Source organism: uncultured Roseibium sp., from assembly GCF_963675095.2.
GTDB lineage: Bacteria > Pseudomonadota > Alphaproteobacteria > Rhizobiales > Stappiaceae > Roseibium.
Genome location: NZ_CAXXSJ010000004.1, coordinates 212,739 through 228,207 on the forward strand (window position 1 = coordinate 212,739; position 15,469 = coordinate 228,207).

General features: G+C 60.3%; 17 protein-coding genes and 1 pseudogene. 1 reads left to right on the plus strand and 17 read right to left on the minus strand.

Annotated elements, in window-relative coordinates; all coding sequences use genetic code 11:
• Window positions 1-15 precede the first annotated feature (15 nt).
• From ABIN98_RS02675 to ABIN98_RS02700, 6 genes and pseudogenes are all read right to left on the minus strand, one after another.
• Window positions 16-297, minus strand: a complete 282-nt coding sequence (locus ABIN98_RS02675; RefSeq protein ID WP_281927961.1) for a VirB3 family type IV secretion system protein — start codon at window positions 295-297, stop codon at window positions 16-18.
• The gene (locus tag ABIN98_RS02680; protein ID WP_281927959.1) at window positions 297-629 is read right to left on the minus strand and encodes a TrbC/VirB2 family protein; all 333 of its coding nucleotides are present in this window, start codon (window positions 627-629) and stop codon (window positions 297-299) included. The genes ABIN98_RS02675 and ABIN98_RS02680 overlap by 1 nt, the downstream gene beginning before the upstream one ends.
• Complete coding sequence (gene trbB / locus ABIN98_RS02685; protein ID WP_346907151.1) at window positions 626-1,618, minus strand: P-type conjugative transfer ATPase TrbB; 993 nt, start codon at window positions 1,616-1,618, stop codon at window positions 626-628. The genes ABIN98_RS02680 and trbB overlap by 4 nt, the downstream gene beginning before the upstream one ends.
• Window positions 1,619-2,004: 386 nt before the next feature.
• A pseudogene (locus tag ABIN98_RS02690) lies at window positions 2,005-3,430 on the minus strand (transposase).
• A gap of 115 nt (window positions 3,431-3,545) precedes the next feature.
• Complete coding sequence (locus tag ABIN98_RS02695; protein ID WP_346907153.1) at window positions 3,546-4,427, minus strand: DMT family transporter; 882 nt, start codon at window positions 4,425-4,427, stop codon at window positions 3,546-3,548.
• A gap of 203 nt (window positions 4,428-4,630) precedes the next feature.
• A complete protein-coding gene (locus tag ABIN98_RS02700) occupies window positions 4,631-5,533 on the minus strand; it encodes an EamA family transporter (RefSeq protein WP_346907155.1) in 903 nt (300 codons plus the stop codon).
• A 107-nt stretch (window positions 5,534-5,640) separates the two neighbouring features.
• On the opposite strand from ABIN98_RS02700, the gene ABIN98_RS02705 reads away from it, so the two are divergent.
• Window positions 5,641-6,144: an Lrp/AsnC family transcriptional regulator gene (locus ABIN98_RS02705; protein ID WP_346907157.1), complete on the plus strand. Its 504-nt coding sequence runs from the start codon at window positions 5,641-5,643 to the stop codon at window positions 6,142-6,144.
• 306 nt (window positions 6,145-6,450) lie between these two features.
• Here ABIN98_RS02705 and ABIN98_RS02710 read toward each other — a convergent pair whose 3' ends face one another.
• The 11 genes from ABIN98_RS02710 to ABIN98_RS02760 form a co-directional block, all read right to left on the minus strand.
• Entirely contained in the window at window positions 6,451-6,879 is a 429-nt protein-coding gene (locus ABIN98_RS02710; protein ID WP_346907159.1) for a CopG family transcriptional regulator, read from the minus strand.
• Window positions 6,880-6,884: 5 nt separating this feature from the next.
• Window positions 6,885-8,870, minus strand: a complete 1,986-nt coding sequence (locus ABIN98_RS02715; protein WP_346907161.1) for a conjugal transfer protein TraG — start codon at window positions 8,868-8,870, stop codon at window positions 6,885-6,887.
• Window positions 8,871-8,895: 25 nt separating this feature from the next.
• Complete coding sequence (locus ABIN98_RS02720; protein WP_346907163.1) at window positions 8,896-10,635, minus strand: DUF3363 domain-containing protein; 1,740 nt, start codon at window positions 10,633-10,635, stop codon at window positions 8,896-8,898.
• Between the two features lie 243 nt (window positions 10,636-10,878).
• Window positions 10,879-11,598, minus strand: a complete 720-nt coding sequence (locus tag ABIN98_RS02725) for a lytic transglycosylase domain-containing protein (protein ID WP_394701406.1) — start codon at window positions 11,596-11,598, stop codon at window positions 10,879-10,881.
• 4 nt (window positions 11,599-11,602) lie between these two features.
• The gene (locus ABIN98_RS02730) at window positions 11,603-12,148 is read right to left on the minus strand and encodes a S26 family signal peptidase (protein WP_346907165.1); all 546 of its coding nucleotides are present in this window, start codon (window positions 12,146-12,148) and stop codon (window positions 11,603-11,605) included.
• Window positions 12,149-12,171: 23 nt separating this feature from the next.
• Window positions 12,172-12,687, minus strand: coding sequence for a DUF2840 domain-containing protein (locus tag ABIN98_RS02735; protein WP_394701407.1), 516 nt, complete (start codon window positions 12,685-12,687; stop codon window positions 12,172-12,174).
• Window positions 12,684-12,935, minus strand: a complete 252-nt coding sequence (locus tag ABIN98_RS02740) for a hypothetical protein (RefSeq protein WP_346907167.1) — start codon at window positions 12,933-12,935, stop codon at window positions 12,684-12,686. The genes ABIN98_RS02735 and ABIN98_RS02740 overlap by 4 nt, the downstream gene beginning before the upstream one ends.
• Entirely contained in the window at window positions 12,932-13,585 is a 654-nt protein-coding gene (gene parA, locus ABIN98_RS02745) for a ParA family partition ATPase (RefSeq protein ID WP_346907169.1), read from the minus strand. The genes ABIN98_RS02740 and parA overlap by 4 nt, the downstream gene beginning before the upstream one ends.
• A 211-nt stretch (window positions 13,586-13,796) precedes the next feature.
• Window positions 13,797-14,678 (minus strand): replication initiator protein A, encoded by an 882-nt coding sequence (locus ABIN98_RS02750; RefSeq protein ID WP_346907200.1) that lies wholly within the window; start codon window positions 14,676-14,678, stop codon window positions 13,797-13,799.
• 11 nt (window positions 14,679-14,689) lie between these two features.
• Entirely contained in the window at window positions 14,690-14,971 is a 282-nt protein-coding gene (locus ABIN98_RS02755; protein ID WP_346907171.1) for a helix-turn-helix domain-containing protein, read from the minus strand.
• 138 nt (window positions 14,972-15,109) lie between these two features.
• Entirely contained in the window at window positions 15,110-15,439 is a 330-nt protein-coding gene (locus tag ABIN98_RS02760) for a DUF2285 domain-containing protein (RefSeq protein WP_346907202.1), read from the minus strand.
• Window positions 15,440-15,469 lie beyond the last annotated feature (30 nt).

A 15,469-nucleotide genomic window follows, 5' to 3' on the forward strand; every position in this document is an offset into this window, starting at 1 on the left:
CGACCGGGTCTCCGCTCAAACCGACAGATGCGCGGGAATGCGCAGATGCCGGCGTCCAACTTCAGCAAAGAGCGGATCGCTCTTTGCGGCCCAGACCGCGGCGAGATGGCAGATCATCCAGATGGCAATTCCGAGCAGCCAGAGGCGCAGGCCAAGGCCGACAGCGCCGGCAAGCGTTCCGTTGAGGATCGCAATGGCACGAGGTGCGCCGCCGAGCAGGATCGGTTCGCTCAAGGACCGATGAACCGCGACGCTGAAACCCGGCACTTCGCCTTGCTGTTCGAATGTCTCCACCATCAGACGAGCGCCCCGCCGCCGAAGGAAAAGAACGACAGAAAAAAGGAACTGGCGGCAAAGGCGATCGACAGGCCGAAGACAATCTGGATCAAGCGCCGGAACCCGCCGGACGTATCGCCGAAGGCCAGCGACAGGCCGGTTACGATGATGATGATCACCGCAACGATCTTGGCGACCGGCCCCTCGATGGATTCCAGGATCGACTGAAGCGGTGCTTCCCAAGGCATGGAAGACCCGGCAGCGTGGGCGGCAGAAATGGATAACACGCTGACATAAGCGACTACTACGGCAGTCGCGATGGGACGGCGCACGCGAAGGATGGTTCGGATCATGAAGGATCTCCAAGGTGTGAGGACGTTGCGGGAACGGCCGGGGAAACGCGGTAGTCACCGTTGGGACCAAGACCTTCGACACGGGCAAGCTCCGCGAGCCGCCGCTGGGATCCACGCCCGGCAAGGACGGCGATGAGGTCAATCGTTTCCGCGATCAGGGCGCGTGGGACAGTGACGACGGCTTCCTGGATGAGCTGTTCCAGCCGGCGCAGGGCACCAATGGCGGAACCGGCATGGATCGTGCCGATGCCCCCGGGATGGCCCGTTCCCCAGGCCTTCAGGAGGTCAAGGGCCTCCGGCCCACGCACCTCACCGATCGGGATGCGATCGGGGCGCAGACGCAGGGAAGAGCGGACGAGGTCGGACAGGGAGGCGACGCCGTCCTTGGTGCGCATCGCGACGAGGTTGGGCGCGGCGCACTGGAGCTCGCGGGTGTCCTCTATGAGGATCACACGGTCTGAGCTCTTGGCGACCTCGGCCAAAAGCGCGTTGGTCAGTGTGGTTTTGCCGGTACTGGTGCCCCCGGCAACGAGAATGTTTGCGCGTGTCGCGACGCCCAAGCGGAGTGCTTCGGCCTGTGCCGGCATCATGATGCCGGCCGCAACGTAATCTTCCAGGGTAAAAACAGCGACGGCAGGCTTGCGGATCGCGAAAGTCGGAGCGGCAACGACAGGAGGAAGAAGTCCTTCGAACCGTTCTCCCGTCTCGGGGAGTTCGGCGGAAACACGTGGCGCACCGCTATGGACTTCCACTCCGACATGATGCGCTGTCAGGCGTACGATGCGTTCGCCGTCGGACGGTGACAACCGCACATCGGTGGCCGACAGGCCTTCGGACAGCCGGTCAACCCAGATGCGCCCGTCCGGGTTCAGCATCACCTCGATCACGGCGGGATCTTCCAGAAGGCGGGTGATTGCCGGTCCGAGAGCCGTGCGGAGCATGCGCGCGCTGCGTGCCTGACCTTCCGGGGCTTGATGTGGTGTCGTCATGGGATCCCCGTTGATGCCGGGGACGACAGGAACGGTCCCGGACGGGGATGATTAAAAGGACCTGATTTTGGAGAGGTTCAATAGCTATTTGATGGCGTCGTAGTATGGCGTGCAAAGACAGGGAAAGGGCGGTTTGACCAGTGGTGTCAGGGCATACCCATCATCATCATCATGAATGAATTATGGGGCCGGAAGGGGATAGTCGGCTTGCGTTCGCCGATTGTGCTTAGCTGACATTCGCCAGCCCCGGACAGGATGTCGATTTCGGCCCGAAGCCGACCTTCGTCACTTTCGCAGCTAACAACCGCTTCGAGCCGATACCGTTGAAAAAGTCTGGTTTGCAGGTCGCCGGATTGGGTTTTCAAGAATAGGCGCGCAAGGTGTTTTCACGCTGGTCTGGGGTTTTTGCCGATTGGAAAGAGTTTTGCGAGTTTTCTGAGGTTTTGAGCGGTTGCGGCGAGGAGGAATTCGTCTTTTGCACCACACGGACCTCGCAATCTGAGCCGTCTTAACCCGAGAATACGTTTGAGATGTGCGAACAGCATCTCGACTTTCTTCCTGAGCTTGCGAGAGATCAGATAATCTTCGGTTTTGGCAATGTCTCGCGCCATCCGGCGAGCACCTTCATGTTGCGAATGAAGCAGCCTGCGCGGAGCTCCCTTTGGGCAGCATCGTTCCTTGAGCTGGCATGCTTCACAATCAGCCTTTGCGGCACCGTATTTGACAAAGCCGGTATCCTTCGGCTCCTGACGTATGGTTTGAAAGGGGCGCCGGCTTTTCAGCAGCTGTTTCCCGGCCGGGCACGTGTATGCATCCGTGTTGTAGTCATACGTGAAGTCTTCTCGCGAGAAGGTTCCGTCCGTCCGCTGAGACTTGTCCCTCTGGGCGATGCGTTGCATCGCCTGCCGGGCAATGGATGACAGGGATATGCGGTTCGATCCCGTGTTCCTCGACCAACCACCCCAGGAACTCGCCCGATCCATAAGCGGTATCCTCGATCAAGCGCTCCGGCCAAAGCCCGAAGCGCTCCATCACCCGCTCGATCATGGTGCGTGTGGCAAACGTCTCGCCGGTGCGGATGGAGCGGCAGGCCTCGACATCCACGATGATCGAATGATCGGTATCGATGAGGTAATTGTTGGAATAAGCGAAGAATGCCGGGCCATCCAGAGCGGCCGTCCATTGACTAGACGGATCTGAATGAGACGTGAACTTGGGGACCACATCGCTCGCGGCGCCAAAGGCCTCGTCATCCAGAGCAAACAGATATTCCCGAACGGCCCGGGAGGCTGTCTCCGGATTTATCTTGTCCAGGTCCCAGTCTTCCTTGGCGGTGGAATTCTGTTTGTTGGCATCTGCTTGAATGAGGCTGGCGTCGGTCGCAAAGTGCTCCCCGCCGACAACGCCCTCGTCAATGCAACGGGCAACCACCGCCTCAAACACTTTCCGGAACAGATCACTGTCCCTAAAGCGGCCATGACGGTTCTTGGAAAAGGTCGAGTGATCCGGCACGCGATCCGTGAGATCCAACCGGCAAAACCATCTATAGGCAAGATTGAGATGCACTTCTTCGCAAAGACGGCGCTCGGACCGGATGCCATGGGTGTATCCGATCAACAGCATTCTGATCATCAATTCCGGATCAACCGACGGACGCCCCGTGTGGCTGTAAAACGGGGCCAGGTCAGCCCGGATGTCGGATAGATCGACGAACCGGTCTATCGACCGCAGAAGATGATCATCAGGCACGTGCTCTTCGATGGAAAACTCATAGAAAAGAGCACTTTGGACATCTTGCCTTGCTCCCATCATCCGACTCAATCCTCCAATGACCTGAAGGAATTGAATCAGCGTTCACACCGCATCGCAACAATAGTTTTTCAACAAAATCAGCCCACACCTGCCAAATGCTGCATAGTGACGAATGTCAGCTTCGGCTTTTCAGGCACATTATCATCGAAGCAAGGACGATGATTGCGCAGACGATGGCCGTCGTCGTGATCTGCTCTCCGAGAAAAAGCGCTGACCACCCAAGTGCAGTGAGGGGCAGAAGAAGGTTGATCTGGCCGATGCGGGCGATGCCGCCGAGGGCGAGGCCGCGATACCAGAACACCGATGCCAAAAAAATGCTGATGATCCCGAGATAGGCGAGCGATACCCAGCTCGCAGCTGAGACGGCAGCGGCGTCAAACGCATCGAGGCCAATCACCAATGGCAGTGTCGCAAAGGGTGTCAGAAACAGCATTGCCCAGCTTAGGGTCACGGACCCGCCCAACTCGCGGGAGACCCGTCCCCCTTCGACATAGGCGATGCCAAGGCTGAGCATCCCGAGGAACAACCAGCCGTCCGCCAAGCTCAGATGCCCCCCACCTGCGACATAGGCGAAGTAGAGGACGGCACAGAAGCCGGTCAGGCAGGCAATCCAGAAGGCCAAGGGCGGTCTCTCGCCCGTGCGCAGCACGGCAATGATCGCCGTCGCCGCCGGAGCAAGGCCGGTCACGACCGCGCCGTGGACCGCAGGCACGGTTTCAAGCGCCATGGCGAGGAAGAACGGATAGCCAACAGCCAGCCCCAGACCCATCACCAAGATCGGCAGGAGGAACCTGCGCTCGGGCGGTGCGCGTTGGTCTGTGAGAAACAGGAAGGCTGCGCCCAGACCGCCCGCGATGACGATCCGGGCGCAAGTGATGTCGAGTGGCGTGAAGTCGGTGACGGCCACACGGGTTGTCACCAGTGTCCCGCTGAAACCCAGCATCCCGAGGATGCCCAGCACAACCCCGGCGGATCGCGCGGGAACAGGCGTGGTCACTGACTAGCGCCGTGCGGGGCTGCTGGATTGATCTTCAATGTCCAAAGCCTGCTGGCGTGATGACCTTGTGGGTTTTTGGTGTCGTATGCAGGTTTTCACTGTTAACCCGGCTGAAGGCGCAAGACACTCTCAAAAACCATAACAGAAGCGAATACATGGGCTTTCTCCTTAGATGTTTCGGGGTCTTGTTTTCAGGCTGTTGGTCAGGCGGCATCCTGTTGCGGAACCATCGGAACCGGCATCGTGGCGGGTTTGTGAACGGCCACACCGATCATCACCAACACGACGCCTAGAACGTCTATGGCGCTTGGAATCTGGCGCAGGACAATGACGCCGATGATCGTTGCGGTTGCGGGCAACAAGGCCAGGAGGAAAGCGAAGCTGGCTCGCGGCAGGTGTGACATGGCGAGCTGGTCGCAGATGTAGGGGATCACCGAAGAACAAATGCCGACGCCAATCCCGGCCAACACGAGCAGAGGCGCGCCGAAGGCTTCAAGCGCCTGCAAGAACCCGATTGGCATCACGAAGATAAAAGCTGCCGTCATCGCCGCGCCAAGGCGCTCCACACCGCCGGATGCACCGCCCTCAGAAATCTTGTGACCCAAGATGATATATAGGACGAAGAGCGAGCCATTCAGCACCGCCCAGAACAAGCCAAGCAAGTCCGATGTGAGGGCATTCCCATCAGCAGCGAGAAGCGACGGAACGTCGATCAGAAGCGCGACACCAACGATGGCGACAACAAAGGCCAGATAATTGCGCCCGGTCCGCAGCCCCCAGAGCGCGATACCAATGGTGCCGACAAACTCGATAGCCGCAACCAGGGCAATCGGAAGCCGATCAAGCGCGAGATAGAACGAACTGTTCATGATCGCGAGGCAGGCCCCAAGCGCGAGTAGAAGCAGACGTTCCTTGTTGCTGGACTTCTTAAATGTCCGCCAAGGCTTCGTGATTGGCGCGAACACCAGAGCGGCAGACGCGATGCGGAACCATGCCACACCCAAGACGCCGACGACCGGGAACAGCAAGACGGCAAAGGCAGGTCCGAGGTAGTGGAATACGGCAGAGACGCCGAACCACGCGTGAGGGGGAACGGCCTCGGACATGCGTGACATGGCTCCGGGGGCGCTGACGGGGGCGGGGTTTGTGGGGGCTTGATCTGTCATGCAGTTATAATGCAAGGTGTTTACAAGATTTGATATGGAGATCAGATATGTCGGTGACAGAATTGAAGACACGAAAGAAGGAATTACAGACAAGAAACCTTCGATCCGAAGAAACCGGTCTTGACACCATAGATGCAGCGATTCTGCGCGAGCTGTGCGCTGACTCACGTATTCCTCGTGCAGAGTTATCGCGGCGGGTTGGTCTGTCTGCGCCAAGTGTCGCGGATCGCGTGCGGCGTCTTGAGGATGTCGGGATTATCACCGGCTACGGCGCACGGATCGACCCGGCACGCCTTGGCTATGGCCTCACGATCCTGATCCGGGCAAGGCCATTGCCGGGTGAAATGAGCAACATGATCGAAGCGATCCAAGGGACCCCCCAGATCATCGCCTGTGATCGCGTGTCTGGCGAAGACTGCTTCGTCGCGCGGGCGCATGTCCGCGATGTTGCGGAAATGGAAGCCGTGATTGATCGGATCGTCCCCTTTGGTGCGACCAACTCGTCGGTCGTGCAGTCCAGCCCTGTTGAAGAACGACTGGTCGAGCTGTAGCTCGCCGAAACAGTCAAAGCCGCCCTTGGGCGAATGGCAGCAAAGTCCGCTTTCCGGCAATTCATTCACACCGCAGCAAAAGCCCGCTTACCGCCCATCCTGTGAATTTGCTGCACCTCAAATGAATGTCTTCTTTCAGGCGTAGGCTTCACCGTGGTGAACGACCGAAGTGGGGACGAGTTGCTGCCTGTCAGCTTAGGCATCTTCCACTAGTAAGTCGGTACACGAGCGTGCAGCGAGGACGTTCCGAAATCAAAACGCCAACACCTTTTCGGACACAACTACGGCTACCCTTTTTGGGCAACCCTAATCTGGTTCCCTAGGAACATCCTCGGAAACTTCGTGCCTCAATTTCGGCCCCTTGGCCAATCTTCTCCCGAGCGCGCTGACGAAGGCATCGTATCGCTCACCGGCCTTTGCTCGCGCGGCTTGAGCAACCGGGTCCGGCAACGCCGGCGTTGTCGCAAGCCAGAAGCGGACGAATATGGCAAGAGTCTCGACGGATATCCCGAGATCGCGCTCCAGCCGCGCCATCCGCCGGTCGATCTGATCCAGGCGCTTGGTGATAGCTGCTTCGCGCCGCTCATCAGCATCTGGCGACAGAAAAGACGCAACGGCGGCCTCGACGACCAGCGACTGCGACAGATCCCGGCGTGCGGCGTAATCGGACAGCATCTTCATGACGTCCTGGTCGAGATAGGCAGAGATCTGGGCCTTCTTCTTGCGGGCCACCATTGCCGTCAAAGCTCCATGCCATCGCCGGGATCAAGCGAGACTTGCCGCGCCACACCTTGCAGGACCCGGGTCATCCGGTTGGTCCGTGCGGTGTCATCGTCTGCGTCATCCATCAAGTCGATCTCGAATTCGTTTTTGACCGGCTCCCTCTGTTGGACTGGCTCAACTCTGCTGAGCTCCGGTTGGTGCCGTCGTTCGGATCCGGTTGGATCCTCGTCCTCCTTGACCAGTTCTGGCATTCGTTGGATGACCTCGGAACTGGCAGAAACCGGCAGGTCGCTCCAATCATCGGCACGTCGTTGGAGGGGCGGCGCCAACTTGGGTGGCGGCAGGATGCGTTCGCTCAACCGCTTGTCTTCGTAATAGCGCGCCTTTTTCGCCCGGATCGGCGGCGTGCCCGCAACCATGACGATCTCGTCGGTCGGTGGAAGCTGCATGATTTCACCGGGCGTCAGCAATTGACGTGCAGTCTCGGACCGGGAGACCATCAGATGGCCGAGCCAGGGGCTCAGCCGGTGGCCGGCATAGTTCTTCATCGCCTTCATCTCCGTGGCGGTGCCCAAAGCATCGGAAATACGTTTGGCGGTTCGCTCGTCATTCGTGGCGAAGCTGACGCGGACGTGGCAATTGTCGAGGATCGAATTGTTCGGCCCGTAAGCCTTCTCAATCTGGTTCAAGGACTGTGCGATCAGGAAACTCTTGAGGCCGTAACCAGCCATGAAAGCGAGGGCCGACTCGAAGAAATCCAATCGGCCGAGAGCCGGAAACTCATCCAGCATCAAAAGCAACCGGTGCCGGCCCGAGTTCACCCGGAGGTCTTCCGTAAGCCGTCGGCCAATCTGATTGAGGATCAGGCGGATCAGCGGTTTGGTGCGATTGATGTCCGATGGTGGAACCACGAGGTAAAGGCTCGTGGGACTTGGGCCTCCCACCATATCGGCAATCCGCCAGTCACATCGACGCGTCACCTCTGCCACGACGGGATCCCGGTAAAGCCCCAGGAACGACATGGCAGTCGATAGTACACCGGAGCGTTCGTTCTCGGACTTGTTGAGCAACTCGCGTGCCGCGCTGGCAATCACCGGATGCGGACCGGCTTCACCCAGATGGGCAGTCTTCATCATCGCAGCCAATGTCGACTCGATCGGTCGTTTCGGATCGGACAGGAAAGCCGCGACACCCGCCAGTGTCTTGTCCTCTTCGGCATAGAGGACATGCAGGATGGCACCTACGAGAAGCGCGTGTGACGTCTTCTCCCAATGGTTCCGCTTTTCGAGCGACCCTTCCGGATCCACCAGGATGTCCGCAATGTTCTGGACGTCGCGTACTTCCCATTCACCGCGGCGGACTTCGAGCAACGGATTGTAGGCGGCCGATTTCGGCTTGGTGGGATCGAACAGCAGCACCCGGCCATGCTTTGCGCGGAAGCCGGCGGTAAGTTGCCAGTTTTCTCCCTTGATATCGTGGACGATGGCCGAGCCAGGCCAGGTCAGCAGCGAAGGGACAACCAGTCCGACGCCCTTGCCTGACCGTGTGGGTGCAAAACAGAGCACATGTTCCGGCCCATCATGACGGAGATAGTCTTCCTCGTAGCAGCCGAGAATGACGCCATCAGAATTGAAAAGGCTCGCCGCTCTTACCTCTTCCTTTTCGGCCCAACGGGCAGAACCGTAGGTTTCAACGCGTTTTGCTTCGCGCGCCCGCCAGACTGACATGCCGATGGCGACCGCGATGGACAGAAATCCGCCGGAAGCAGCGATGACAGCGCCACGCACAAAAACTCCAGGCGCATACGCATCATAGAAGTACCACCACCAGAAGAAGGCTGGCGGATAGTAGACTGGCCAACCGGCCACTTCGAACCAGGGAGTTCCGAGCTGCGCCTGAAAGCCCAGTCTCCAGGCTACGTATTGCGTTGCTCCCCAGGTCGTGAGCGTCACGATGAGAGAGACCGCCAAAAGCTGGCCCCAGAGGATTTTTGTCGCAGACATTGTGGCGCTCCCGATCAATCAGATTTTAAAGCCCGAGCCCTCGCTTGCGCCCAAAGTTCCAGTCCACACCGCCGTCCGGACGGGTGACGCCGGACACAAGCTGCCCACGTTGTTTCTCGAGTGAGGGTGTCCAGGGTACGAGCTGGAAACCGAGACCATCGTCGATCATGGCGAAACGGCCAGAGGCGAGGTCAAAGCGTTGGCGGTAGGTGCCGGCGACATACTCGCCGTAACCAGCACGTTTGAACGGCAGCCCGGTCTTGGCTGCCAGCCGATCGCCAAGCATTTCCAGCTCCTTGCGGCGCAATGTCTCGATGAGGTTTCGGGCAAAGGTGATACGCCGCCCCTTCCGCTCGGCAAGACCCTCCTCGATCAGATGCTCTGCCCGGCGTTCGAGCGCTTCCCTTACCTCGGCACCAAAACCACCTTCGGATGGTGCAAGAGGTTCGCGGGCAATGTTCTGCCGATCGAGCCAGGTAGCTCCCGAGGCGGTGACCTGCCGCCCGATGTCGAGATCGGAGCGGACGGCGATCGCTACACGCCGCCGCCCGCGTGCATCATCAAATTTTCGGAGCTCAACAATCGATCCCGGCGCGCTGTCGCCGGCAGCGTCAATATCGGGAAGCCTGACGTGATGTGTCCGGCCGTCGATACCATCGACGACAGCATAGGCAGTCCCTTTCAGCTCATCGTCGAGACCGCGCTCGACCAGCCGGCCGATGATGGGCGTGTCCAGACTTTCGGCCGCAAGGACGTAACTTGCCGACCCACGTTCGATACCCCGATCAGTCAAAGCCCGATGCATCCGCTTGATGATGTCGCCGCGTTCGCTGAGTTCGCGCAATGTTGCTTCTGCGCCGTCGCCAATCACCCATTGACCAGGACCGATCTGTTCAGCCAGGCCAAGCGCCTCCAGCTTGCGCAGGCGTCCAACCTTCATGCCGTGATATTCATCCGGCTGCCGGTCCGGGTCGGGCGCCGTGTCAATGATGCCGGTTCCGCGGCCGTCTCGAACAAGCTGACGGTCAAGCTGGGTCCAGCGTTCGGCCTCGACCTGGCGCTCCAGATGGTTACGGATATCGAGATCGGTGCGCGGTCCAAGCTCCAATGTCGCCAAATCCTGTGCACGGGCGCGCATACCTTCCTTGATGTAATCCCGGGAGATCACTAGGTCCTGGCCGTCATCAAGCTTCCCGCGCAGGATGATGTGGACATGAGGATTGTCGGTGTTCCAGTGATCGACGCCGACCCAGTTGAACTCGGTGGCGAGGTCTTTTTCCATCTGTCGCATCAGATCCCGGCTGAAGGATCTGAGATCAGCAAGGTCCGTGGCATCTTCCGGCGAGACGATGAAACGAAAATGGTGCCGGTCATCCTGGCAACGTTCGGCAAACGCCTTCGGATCGACGGCATCGTCGCCGGGACCGAACATCCGCGCCTTTTCTCCATCTCGCGTCACGCCTTCCCGGCCAAGATATTTGAGATGGGCAGCAAGCGGTGCGGATCGTGCCGAATGACGAACGACCCGCGTCTTGATAACCACGATGCGGGACCTACCCGTCAAAAGGCGATTGGCCTGAACGCTCGCCCTTCTTCCGCGCCCGAAACGCGAGTGCCTGCTGGACCCGATGCGGCCCGAGCGCGACACATGTCCGCCAGCCTTCTGGGCAGCAGCCAATGCCTGGGCAATGAATGGGCGAGCCCGCTGCGCACGTGATGACCGGACGCGCCCGGGCCGGATGCGGAAATCGTGCTCATCGGACATGATGCATCTCCGCAACGTGCAAAACACTATGGAAAGTCAGGGCGATAAGCGGTAGGCGCACCTTGCAGATTTTCGCCACACATTGCGATAGGCAACAAAAAGACCAACAAAAACAACCGATCGACCCAAGCGCACCTTGCGCCCTTTTATCTCGCCATCCCCCGGCCGCGTCACACACCGCCGGCCCTAATCCGCTCTGTCCTGCGCGGATGCACTCCAGAGTGCGGGCTCCGCCGATCGCGTTCATCGAAACCCCTCGCCGGAAGATCTGGGGACAAACAGGGTTCCAGCCGCCCCGGAGCCAGTGTACCCGCTGCCCGTTTCAACTGCATTCGGCGCAGCACCGAACCAACCGTCGAATTGCTGCCGGTTTGCAGATAAGCCGGCGGTATTGAGAGCCGCAAAGAGCGGTGCGTCGCGCCAATCTGTTGAACACGAGGATGCATCGCTGACGTCCTGGAGCGGGTAACCGCCGAGCGCCGGGGCGAGCAGTGCGACATAGGTCCGTGTTTCAGATGGCAAATCTCGACAGGCTTCCAGATAGGCGTCGTAGCGCGCCGGACCTGGATTGTAGGCAGCCAGCATGCCGGTAATGTCGCCATACCGGTCGAACATCTCGCGGAGATACGCCGTGCCTGCGAGAATGTTGTCGTGTGGATCGAACGGGTCCGCGTTGAGACCATATCGGATGCGCAACTCCTCCGAGGTCTCGGGCATCACCTGCATCGGTCCCAAGGCGCCGGCGGCGGAGACGACGTTCGCATTGCCATAGCTTTCCGTGTCCATGATAGCCCTGATCCAGTGCGCCGGAATGCCAAAGCGCTGTGACGCTTCTGCGATGTGAGCGACATATGGATCACCTGCGGCCAGCAGCCTGGACGTCTCGGCAATTGCCGGCTCAGCATGGGCCGAGGCGCACTCGAAGAACAGGCCGATAAGGAGAAGAGGGATTGCTTGGCGCACGGCATCACTCCTCACCGCTCAACCGGGAAGGAGGGCGACGGTTCGGTGATTGCTTGAAGCGAGCAGGCACGTCAGTCCAGACCGGCGTGAGCTTTGCGGAAATCGCTGAAACCGGGAGCGGCCCGAAATACCGGCCATCAAAACTGTCCGGCGCGTCCGGGTTCATGAGAAAGATTTCGCCCTCACCGAGCGTGCGGCAGCCCTGCCAGTGCGGCAAAGATCGGCCCAGACTGTCACGTTCCCGCGCCTGTGCAATTAGCCTGTCACCGACGAAGATCGTCGCCCCCTTGCGACAGACATTGGCACCGGGCAGCGCGAGCACGTGTTTGATCAACGGCACACCGCGCGGAAGGTATTCCCGCTTGCTGAGGAAATCGGCGAGTGCCTTGTGCGGCATAGCGACAATCAGGTCACCGACCTTCAGCCTGCCGACGGGCTGCGCATAATAGAGCCCGACCGGCACACTGGCCGAAGCATTCCAGATGAGCCGTGGTTGCCAATCGAAGACCACCGGCGCCAGGGGGAGCGCCGCTGACAGGGCAGCCGCCACAAAGATGAACCTGCGACCGCGCATCACTGGACCCGCCGCCGTTTGAGCCAGGCGTGATGCTCGGGCCGCGTATAGGGATGGGCTTCCTCGCCGACGGTCAGCCGGTTGTGAAGATGACGCCAGTAGTCCGGTGAAGCGTCTGCCGGATCGATGGTGAGCGCCTCGATCGCGTCGATCGCCTGCAGCACCCGCTCGACCTTCGGCCAGCCATGGATCTTCAAAAGCAATTCCCCGCCGGGCCGCACGAAGGGCAATGTCTGGTAAGGTGCACCGCGTCCGACCGCACTCAGAATATCGATGCGCGAGACCACCGTGCCGTAGCCGTTCGCCGCCCATCGGACAAAACAGAAGATCGATCCGGGCAAGAAACCGACGATGCGGTCGCTGCCGTTGAGAATGTGCTCATAGGAATGGTGGCCGAAGCGGATCCAGTGCTCGATCTTGCCTTTTTCCCAAGTTAGTTCAACCAAGGTCATCTCCGAGGTGACATCGTTGGGCAAGGGATGGCCCATCCATCTGCGGCGCGGTTTCTCACTCATGGCTTTTCTCCGTCGGTGATCGGGAATTCGCGCGCGAAGAGGTCGCGCAGCATGTCGGCAACCGTCATCCCGCGCTGGAAGGCCACGATCTTGATCCGGGCACGCTGATCGGGTGTCACATCGATGGTGAGGCGGGCGGTAAAGCCGCTCGCGGCGGAAGCACTTGAATTGCGCTCAGCAGCCTTGACCCAACGCTCGGGATCAGCCGGCCGCGATGCGAAGCCTTGACGCGACGACTGATTGCTCATGACCCTGGCCTCTCGATCCCGAGCCCGTCGATCTCCGACACCAGTGCCGCGATTTCCCGGGCACCAGGCGTGTCCTTGTCCAATTCGCTGATGAGCCGCCCGAACTGGGCGGCGCTTGCAAAGGCAACACGCTGACCGACGGTTTGGACAAGGACCGGTGGATCGTTGTCGGACAAGGCTTCAGCCGTATCGCGGGCAATCAGGGTACGGGCGCCGCAGCGATTGAGAACGAAACGCGCCGTCAGATGCGGCCGATAGATCCGCGCTTCGTTGACAAGGGCGAGCATCTCTGCCGACGCCCAACCGTCGAGCGGCGATGGCTGCACCGGGATCAGAACCAGGTCGGCAGCCAGCAGTGCCGAGCGCATGAGGCCGGCAACGCGGGGCGGCCCGTCGATGACAACATGATCGGCGCTCTGGGCAAGGTCCGGAGCTTCCCTATGCAGCGTGTCCCGTGCAAGCCCGACCACACCGAACAGTCTCGGCAGGCCTTCCCGGCTGCGAGCTTCCGACCAGTCCAAAGCCGAGCCTTGCGGATCGGCGTCGATGAGCGTGACGCGCTTGCCGCGCCGCGCCCATTCTCCTGCCAGATTAAGCGCCAGTGTCGTCTTGCCGACACCGCCCTTCTGGTTGAGCAGAGCGACGATCATGTCGCTGCTCCACGACACTTCGGGGACTTATCCGCAGGGGCTGAAAACCGCGCCGGCGTTAGAAGAATTCCGAAGGAATTCTGGTTAGGTAAGTTACGGGACGCGTAAGCTATTGCCATTGCGATCGGATTTGCCGATTTCGGTCCCCGATAGCACGAGGTTCGGGTCCCCGATGGCATGATAGTTCGGGTCCCTGATAGCACGAGTGAATTCACAGCTTTCCCCCAGAGCAAGTGTTGGCGTGGCGTTGATGGGGCGCGCGGGAGACAGACGCCTCACCGGTCGGAGCGAAAGACAGGCGCGGTGGCGCATCGAGTGATCTGTCCAGTTCCAGGCGATAGCCCGGCAGAGGCTGCCGGCGGACAATGTCACGCAGGTCGTAGGTGAAGTGCTTGAGCGGTGAGAGGCTGCCGGACTTGGCGTGGAGGTGCTTGAGCGAGAAGCTCCAGCCATATTCCTGGCGGCCACCATGTTTGCGCACGAGCCGGTAAAGCCAGCGCTCGAGACCGCCGGTCAGGCTGAAATACGCCCGGTCGATGGTCAGCACGAGGGCATCTTCAAGAACGGTGGCGTAGAACCAGTCGGGCAGGATCAGCTCGAGGCCAAGAGGGCGCCCGCGATGGTCGGCCCTCTCCTTCCACTCGTTGATCCACGAAAATCGATGCATGCGCCGTTCGGTCGGCTGACGGATCGAGGTCGCGACTGTCGTCGACTGCAACCGGTCGAGGGCAGATTTGAGCCGGTCGTAATCTCTCCGGCTGACACCCCGGCCGATGAACGTCAGGATCTCGTAAGGAGTGGCCGCCATCAGGCGCGAGGTCCGAAGGCCGGCATCGCGTGCCTCGACGATCTGCGATGCTGCCCAGATCAGGATATCCGCGTCCCAGATGGTCGCCATGCCGTGCTCGGCGACGGCCTCGACGCGGATGACGATCGGCCCCGCCTTGAAATCTATCGGCTTCAAACGCCTGGATTTGGCGAGCGAAAAGAAAGGATAGGCCATCAGATCTTGCGCATCACGCGGGGCCAGGTCCCCGGGCAGTGCCCGGAACAGATCCATCTGATCGTGAGGTAAGGGAGACTTGCGGTCCATCACGGCGCACCTCATCGCACGGCGCGGCCGGAGCCGTTTGCCTGCTGCGCATTATGGCGCTTTGCCGGAAGCACCTGCCCATTCGGATCTGATGTCGAAGTGACAGCTCCGCGATTGGCCCAGGCCTGCAGGTCCTCAAGCGAATAGACGACACGGCCGCCTAGCTTGCGGTATGCAGGCCCCGTTCCGTAGGTGCGATGCTTTTCGAGCGTGCGGCCGGAGAGGCCGAGAAAACGCGCAGCTTCGGGGGTGCGCAGAAAGCGCGGCGGCATTCCGGCGAGCGGATCGGGCATGGTCGAACCTCCAGGGATTGGTGAGCGCCGCTGGTCAGCAGCGGCCGATGGAGGTCACGATGGCGGAGTGGCAAAGCGGAGGGGGAGTGCGAAGATTGGGCGACTTTTTTCGCACACCGGATCACACACGAATTCGGCTTAAGATCGCCGGCGATGACGCAGAAGTTTTCGATACCCTCCGGCAACCAGAGCTTTGGCATCCCGCAACAAGGCCATAACCGCGAAGCGGTGCGAAGATACCTGCCATTCCTCACGGCTCATGGGGCCGAGACGGAAGAGAACTTGTGCGATCTCGAGCAAGGTCGCGCCACACCGGCGTCCATCATGAGCTTGCAGCATATTGCGGTTTCGACATCGTTGCTGACGTGTCAACCTGGTATCCGGTGGTATGGTCCGGCCATGCAAGCTCGCTAGGAGACGGTGGATCGCAACAAGACGGTCAAATCCATCAGGTCCAAGCGGAACGATTGCACCTTGGGATGTTAAATCGAAATGGCC

What these genes read in the sequence shown, in the direction of transcription:
- ABIN98_RS02740 (WP_346907167.1), bottom strand. Translation starts at nt 12,935, where the DNA reads ATGAGCAATCAGTCGTCGCGTCAAGGCTTCGCATCGCGGCCGGCTGAT.
- ABIN98_RS02720 (WP_346907163.1), bottom strand. Translation starts at nt 10,635, where the DNA reads ATGTCCGATGAGCACGATTTCCGCATCCGGCCCGGGCGCGTCCGGTCA.
- ABIN98_RS02705 (WP_346907157.1), top strand. Translation starts at nt 5,641, where the DNA reads ATGTCGGTGACAGAATTGAAGACACGAAAGAAGGAATTACAGACAAGA.
- ABIN98_RS02735 (WP_394701407.1), bottom strand. Translation starts at nt 12,687, where the DNA reads ATGAGTGAGAAACCGCGCCGCAGATGGATGGGCCATCCCTTGCCCAAC.
- ABIN98_RS02680 (WP_281927959.1), bottom strand. Translation starts at nt 629, where the DNA reads ATGATCCGAACCATCCTTCGCGTGCGCCGTCCCATCGCGACTGCCGTA.
- ABIN98_RS02700 (WP_346907155.1), bottom strand. Translation starts at nt 5,533, where the DNA reads ATGTCCGAGGCCGTTCCCCCTCACGCGTGGTTCGGCGTCTCTGCCGTA.
- ABIN98_RS02715 (WP_346907161.1), bottom strand. Translation starts at nt 8,870, where the DNA reads ATGTCTGCGACAAAAATCCTCTGGGGCCAGCTTTTGGCGGTCTCTCTC.
- trbB (WP_346907151.1), bottom strand. Translation starts at nt 1,618, where the DNA reads ATGACGACACCACATCAAGCCCCGGAAGGTCAGGCACGCAGCGCGCGC.
- ABIN98_RS02710 (WP_346907159.1), bottom strand. Translation starts at nt 6,879, where the DNA reads ATGGTGGCCCGCAAGAAGAAGGCCCAGATCTCTGCCTATCTCGACCAG.
- ABIN98_RS02750 (WP_346907200.1), bottom strand. Translation starts at nt 14,678, where the DNA reads ATGGACCGCAAGTCTCCCTTACCTCACGATCAGATGGATCTGTTCCGG.
- parA (WP_346907169.1), bottom strand. Translation starts at nt 13,585, where the DNA reads ATGATCGTCGCTCTGCTCAACCAGAAGGGCGGTGTCGGCAAGACGACA.
- ABIN98_RS02675 (WP_281927961.1), bottom strand. Translation starts at nt 297, where the DNA reads ATGGTGGAGACATTCGAACAGCAAGGCGAAGTGCCGGGTTTCAGCGTC.
- ABIN98_RS02755 (WP_346907171.1), bottom strand. Translation starts at nt 14,971, where the DNA reads ATGCCCGATCCGCTCGCCGGAATGCCGCCGCGCTTTCTGCGCACCCCC.